The sequence below is a fragment of the Shewanella sp. 10N.261.52.F9 genome, assembly GCF_041471165.1.
Lineage (GTDB): Bacteria > Pseudomonadota > Gammaproteobacteria > Enterobacterales > Shewanellaceae > Shewanella > Shewanella marinintestina.
Genome location: NZ_JBFRNX010000024.1, coordinates 187,866 through 194,187 on the forward strand (window position 1 = coordinate 187,866; position 6,322 = coordinate 194,187).

Annotated in this window: 4 protein-coding genes and 4 tRNA genes; all 8 read right to left on the reverse strand. The window is 42.9% G+C overall.

Features of this window, described 5'->3' with window-relative positions; genetic code table 11:
- Position 1: 1 nt before the first annotated feature.
- On the reverse strand, positions 2-2,542 hold the full coding sequence (gene rsxC, locus AB4298_RS17030) for an electron transport complex subunit RsxC (RefSeq protein ID WP_371987624.1): 2,541 nt from the start codon (positions 2,540-2,542) through the stop codon (positions 2-4).
- Positions 2,536-3,105 carry an electron transport complex subunit RsxB gene (gene rsxB, locus AB4298_RS17035; RefSeq protein WP_248997300.1) on the reverse strand — a complete coding sequence of 190 codons (570 nt, stop codon included), beginning with the start codon at positions 3,103-3,105 and terminating at the stop codon, positions 2,536-2,538. Before rsxB ends, rsxC begins: the two co-directional genes overlap by 7 nt.
- A gap of 2 nt (positions 3,106-3,107) precedes the next feature.
- A complete protein-coding gene (gene rsxA / locus AB4298_RS17040; protein ID WP_012277028.1) occupies positions 3,108-3,686 on the reverse strand; it encodes an electron transport complex subunit RsxA in 579 nt (192 codons plus the stop codon).
- A gap of 106 nt (positions 3,687-3,792) precedes the next feature.
- Positions 3,793-5,709, reverse strand: coding sequence for an EAL domain-containing protein (locus tag AB4298_RS17045; protein ID WP_371987631.1), 1,917 nt, complete (start codon positions 5,707-5,709; stop codon positions 3,793-3,795).
- A 135-nt stretch (positions 5,710-5,844) separates the two neighbouring features.
- Positions 5,845-5,920: transfer RNA gene (locus AB4298_RS17050), tRNA-Asn, on the reverse strand.
- A 37-nt stretch (positions 5,921-5,957) separates the two neighbouring features.
- A tRNA-Asn gene (locus tag AB4298_RS17055) sits at positions 5,958-6,033 on the reverse strand.
- Between the two features lie 44 nt (positions 6,034-6,077).
- Positions 6,078-6,153 (reverse strand) — tRNA-Asn (locus tag AB4298_RS17060).
- A gap of 32 nt (positions 6,154-6,185) precedes the next feature.
- Positions 6,186-6,261: transfer RNA gene (locus AB4298_RS17065), tRNA-Asn, on the reverse strand.
- Positions 6,262-6,322: the final 61 nt, after the last annotated feature.

The following is a 6,322-nucleotide window of genomic DNA, read 5'->3' on the forward strand; positions in this document are numbered from 1 at the left end:
TTTATTCCTTTTCCTGCAATTTTGCCTGGGCTTTCTTCGCCTTTGCTTTGGCAATTGTTGCTGCGATACGCGCTTTTTTCTGTTGTTCAGCGGTCATTGTTGACGCAGGCTCTTGTTGTTTAACCTCTCCCTTTTGTGAGGGGCTAACCGGCTCTGTTGGAGCATAGGGCTTGTCATCTAAGCCCGAAAGAGCGCCGTTATCGCTAATCGAAGCTTCTGCTAAACTCTCATTCGTGTTTTGTACAACATCAGTTGTTTCATCTGCCAGTTTAGCGGCTGCCTTTTTGGCTTTAGCGCGAGCAACTGCAGCAGCGATTTTCGCCTGCTTATCATTCACTGGCGTATCTTCAGTCGTTTCCGTATTGGTTTCTAATTCAACTGATTGCTCACTAGGTTGTGCCACTGCTGAATTAGCGGCTGCCTTTTTGGCTTTAGCGCGAGCAACGGCAGCAGCGATTTTCGCTTGCTTATCATTCACTGGCGTATCAACAGTCGTTTCCGTATCGGTTTTTAATTCAACTGACAGCTCACTAGGTTGGGCCACTGCTGAATTAGCGGCTGCCTTTTTGGCTTTAGCGCGAGCAACGGCAGCAGCGATTTTCGCTTGCTTATCATTCACTGGCGTATCAACAGTCGTTTCCGTATCGGTTTTTAATTCAACTGAAAGCTCACTAGGTTGAGCCGTTGCTGTATTAGCGGCTGCCTTTTTGGCTTTAGCACGGGCAACAGCAGTGGCAACTTGCGCTTTCTTATCTAAACCTTGGGGATCTTGGGAGCTGTTAACTGAGACGTCCGCAGCAGGTGTTGATGATTTCTTCGCTTTTGCTCGAGCAATTGCAGCAGCAATTTGCGCCTTTTTATCATCGATAGTTACTGAAGTTGTTGATTCAGAGCTGTTAGAGGCGGAACCCTCTTTTTTAGCTTTTGCACGAGCAATCGCAGCTGCTATTTGTGCTTTTTTATCGAGTTGAGGCTCGGCAGCTTCGTTTTCACTTGCTTGTTCTGCGGCCTTTTTAGCTTTAATTCGTGCCATTGCTTCAGCAACTGCATTTTTATCGCTAGCAGCCATAGTACCTTTACGTCGCTCTGCTGCTTCTTTTGCTTTGGCTTCACGGGCAAGCTTTTCTTCTTCTAAACGTTGTAATCTGGCTTCGAAACGTTGCTTAGCAAAATCCGCCTGCTTTTTTTCTTCGGTTTGACTGCGTATCGCCGATTTTGCAATGCGATAATACTCTACAAGTGGAATGTCACTTGGACAGACGTAGCTACAGCAGCCACACTCGATGCAGTCATGTAAATTGAAACTTGCAGCTTTGTCGTACTCTTCGGCTTTTGAGTGCCAGAATAATTGTTGAGGCAACAGAAGAGCAGGGCAGGCAACAGCACATTCGCCGCAGCGAATACACGGCTTTTCAGTGACATCATCTGCAATTTCTTCTTTACTTGGCAGCAAAATACAATTGGTGCCTTTAAGCACTGGAGCTGCAAGATCGGGTAGTGAATGCCCCATCATTGGGCCACCAATAATTATCTTATCAGATGCAAAGTCACCACTAAAACCCAACGAGTCGAGAATATGCTTAACTGGTGTACCAATGGGAACCCAGTAGTTACCAGGTGTTTGGCTATTCAAGCCAGTAACGGTTACTACACGGTTTGTTAATGCATATCCGTTAATGACAGCGTCATTAATCGCATAGGCTGTGCCAACATTTTGTACTAGCATACCAAGTTGAGCAGGGATCGCCCCTGAGGGCACTTCTTGGCCAGTTAGGATTTGAATAAGCTGTTTTTCACCACCAGAAGGGTATTTGGTTGGGACTGCTGTGATGCGTGTGCTGCCTGACGCTAATTGGCTGCGGTTTAAGGCATGCTGCATAGCATCGATGGCTTCTGGTTTATTGTCTTCGATTGCGATAATTATGCGCTTTGGCGAAAGAAGACGTTGAATGATAGCAATACCACTTAGGATCTCGTCGCTATGCTCGCGCATTAATCTGTCATCAGAGGTGATATAAGGTTCGCACTCGATACCATTGATTATCACCAACTCTATATCACTAGCTGGACTTAATTTTATATGAGTAGGAAATGCTGCGCCGCCAAGCCCCGCTATACCAGCTTGCTGAATTTTTTTAAGAATGTCTTGATTACTTAATGTTTCAATATCGGAACGTTCAACTGCCTTCGCTTCGTCTAGGCCATCTGCTTGGATGACACAGCTAAGTACTTCAATGCCAGATGCATGATTACTTGGCATTGCTTTGATTGCTGTAATAATACCTGAAGTCGGTGAATGAACAGGGCTGTACGCAAAGCTTGTGCCGCTGGTCAATACTTGTCCCTTTAGAACACGATCATTGACTTTAACCGCTAACAAAGCACTATCGCCAACTTGTGGCAAAGGTAAAACATACTGATTAGCCAATGGAATTTGGCCAATAGTTGTCTTATTAGATAAGTTCTTTAATTCTGGAGGATGAACACCGCCATGTGAGCGCCACAGCGTTCCTTTATCAATTTGTTCTAATAAAGTTAACACGGCTTATCCTCTTGCAACTGCTTGACTGGAATAGCATTTAATTGCCAATCCCAAGTTTTAGTGGTTTGTTCTACTGGTATCATATCAATGCAATCAACTGGGCAGGGTGCCACGCATAAATCACAACCCGTACAATAGTCTGTGATAACGGTATGCATGAGTTTACCTGAGCCTAAAATGGCATCAACAGGGCAGGCCTGAATGCACTTAGTACAGCCTATGCACTCATCCTCGCGAATATAAGCGACTTTTTTGACTTGTACTTCTTCGGTAGCATTAAGAGGCTCAGGGTCCACGCCCATTAAATCAGCGAGCTTTTCCATAGTGGCGGTACCACCAGGAGGACATTTGTTGATCTTATCACCGCCAGCAATAGCTTCAGCGTAGGGGCGGCAACCAGGGTAACCACACTGACCACATTGAGTTTGTGGCAGTAAAGCTTCGACTTGGTCGGTAAGAGGGTTGCCTTCTACTTTAAACTTTTCTGCGGCAAATCCGAGTAAAACACCAAAAACGAGGGCGAGTACCGTCAATACAACGACAGCAATTACAATTCCTGACATGTCTATTTAACCAATCCTGTGAATCCCATAAAGGCGAGGGACATTAACCCTGCGGTAACCATGGCGATAGCGCCACCTTTAAAGGGAGTTGGAACATCTGCTGCGGCCAAGCGTTCGCGCATGGCTGAAAAAAGCACTAAAACTAACGAAAAACCGACTGCTGCGCCAAAACCAAAAATAGCCGACTCGATAAAGCCATGCTTCTCGTTAATATTGAGCAAAGCAACACCCAATACGGCACAGTTGGTCGTAATTAATGGCAGATAAATCCCTAGAGCTCGATGCAAAGAGGCACTAGTTTTCTGTACCAGCATCTCGGTAAATTGCACGACAACCGCAATGACTAAAATAAAACTCATTGTGCGTAAGTAGCCGAGATCAAAAGGAAGCAGTAGGTATTGATTGACGAGGTAGCTGAGAATAGACGCTAGTGTTAACACAAACGTTGTCGCCATTGACATTCCAATCGCAGACTCGAGCTTGCTCGACACTCCCATAAAGGGACAGAGGCCAAGAAATTTTACTAATACGAAGTTATTGACTAGCACAGTGCCAATCAATAAAAGGAGATATTCACTCATCTCTATTCAAATTTTTAGACAGAATTTGACTATTATCGACTTTTCCGTAGCTATTAACAACACATAGAAAGCAAGGACAAAAGGATTGCTCTATAAATCAGCAGTATTAAGCCATTGCTTCAGATTTTTCACCTTGAATTAACGGTGTCGGTTTTGCTATGTAATACCCCTGCAGACCATCTATAAGTAGTTGTTCCATAATAATTTTGTCTTCTTGCTTTTCGACGCCAGTTGCAATCACGCGGATCCCCAACTTACGCGCAATGTCGATAATCATTTTTACAAAGAATCGGTTCTGCGGATCTGTGCTAATCCCTTGAGTGTAACTATGATCAAGTTTTATAAAGTCAGGTCGAACTTCTTTGAAAAACTTAAATGAAGTAAAACCATGGCCAAAGCGCTCAATAGATACTCTTGAACCTACGCTGTGTAATTCATTGATAAAATGATAGGTGGCGCTGAGGTTTGTTTGCATGCCCGACTCATTAACTTCAAATATTAACCGAGCCGCGATATGTCTTTGTTGCTGTAAAATGTTTTTCATCCAAGAGACAAAAGTTCGGTTACTCGCCGATGCAGCACTAATATTAATACCAATAAGACCGGTGATCTTAGGTGATTCGATGAGTAAACGGATTGCGTTAAGTATGACGAGTTTATCTATTTCACCGCTCATTCCGTGGCGCTCTGCCATTGCTATAACGGTTGTTGTCGGGAAAACCTTTCCTTCACTATTATAAAATCGAGTGAGTAGTTCTTTATACGATTCGACATCGTTACGACAAGGGCGGATGGCTTGAACATAAAACTTTATTGAGCGCCTACGTAGTAATTCAGTAATCGCAACTTTCCAGCGGCTTTCACCAAAAAGTTCATCGCCAGTAAGCTCTTCTTGCAAGTGGTAGCTATTAGGGCCTAAGGTTTGCGCAATACTAACCGCAGTATCAGCTAATGTCATTAACGAGACCGGATCGCTATCTTGTAAGTACGGCACTAGGCCTATATGAGCAATTGAAGCTGTACCTACTTGCTGTTGATATTCACTAAATGTAGTGGATAATACACTCGCAATCGCAACTCCCTGTTTTAGATTTGCATCTGGCAGTACAATAGCAAAATCTGCTGTAGATATACGAAAGCACAATGTTTGTGGTTTACTCTTAAATGCTGCTCTAATTTCATTGGCAATTCGGGCTAAGTAATCATCGCCCCCTTCTCGCCCAACCATTTGGTTAATAGCCCCTAGTTCGGTTGCCTTAATGATAAAGAGAACACCGACCTCTTTATGCTGCGGCCGACAGATCTGCTCCAATTTCTCGGTGAAACGGGCGCGAGTGCCAAATCCTGTAATAGGATCTTGAAATGCTGTTTTTGTTAGTTGTTCATTGACTGCTTGTAGCTCATTGAGTTTGGCTTTTAATGTCTGCTGACTATTTTCTAAAGACTGAATGACAACGTTATATTCTCTTTTAATTTTAGAGTGTTCAATAGCATCAAAGGAGAGGTTGCCGAGATCTTCGATTTTGTTAGCAATGTATTTAATACTGCTCTTTTGCCTTGCGGTAAAGAGAAAATAAATAAAGCTAATGAGTAAAAAACTGCTCCAAATAATCATTAAGTGGTATTCAAAGCGTGTAATAGTTTGGCTTAATGCGGATTTATTGGAAAGTTTGACTTGTAAGCGACCGGCTAGTAGAGAGCGAGTGTCTGCCAAGTCGGTAATAAATAATTGTGATAGAGGGGAAGTGTTGTTGGTTTGCAAAGTACCACGAGTAAAGTTATTACCGCTGTCGTTGCTATCTATATACTGGAAAAATTGAAATCCGACAGCAGGTTGTAGCTGTTGGTATAATGATTCACCGCTTCCTTGCCATTGATTTTCTTTATTAATTATTTCAGCGTATTGCTTTAACAGGCTGGCATTCTTAGTGTCTAAATTACGTTTTTCATTCTGGTAACTCAAAAATGTGAGTGCAGAAAATAACAAAATTAAGAATAATTGAAAAAACTTAGATGTTGGCATAAGAATCCATTCATGCATGAATACTCGATAACGAGTGACGACATGTTAATTGCCAGCATTATAAACAGATTTAATTATTAATTGTAGGTGCTTTAGTGTTTGAACTGAAACTACGAGGAATATAAGTGAAAAGGTTGGCTCCCCAGACTGGACTCGAACCAGTGACATACGGATTAACAGTCCGCCGTTCTACCAACTGAACTACAGGGGAATCGCATAAACCTTTTTAAAGCAGTGTTATATTAAAGTGGCTCCCCAGACTGGACTCGAACCAGTGACATACGGATTAACAGTCCGCCGTTCTACCAACTGAACTACAGGGGAATCGAATTACTTTAACATAACTAAATTTAACTAAAAGACTAAAGTGGCTCCCCAGACTGGACTCGAACCAGTGACATACGGATTAACAGTCCGCCGTTCTACCAACTGAACTACAGGGGAATCGCAAAAACCTTTAGTTTACATTATAAAAGTGGCTCCCCAGACTGGACTCGAACCAGTGACATACGGATTAACAGTCCGCCGTTCTACCAACTGAACTACAGGGGAATCGAATTACTTTTATAACAATCTTCAACTTTGACTAAAAATGGCTCCCCAGACTGGACTC

What these genes read in the sequence shown, in the direction of transcription:
- rsxB (WP_248997300.1), bottom strand. Translation starts at nt 3,105, where the DNA reads ATGTCAGGAATTGTAATTGCTGTCGTTGTATTGACGGTACTCGCCCTC.
- rsxA (WP_012277028.1), bottom strand. Translation starts at nt 3,686, where the DNA reads ATGAGTGAATATCTCCTTTTATTGATTGGCACTGTGCTAGTCAATAAC.
- AB4298_RS17045 (WP_371987631.1), bottom strand. Translation starts at nt 5,709, where the DNA reads ATGCCAACATCTAAGTTTTTTCAATTATTCTTAATTTTGTTATTTTCT.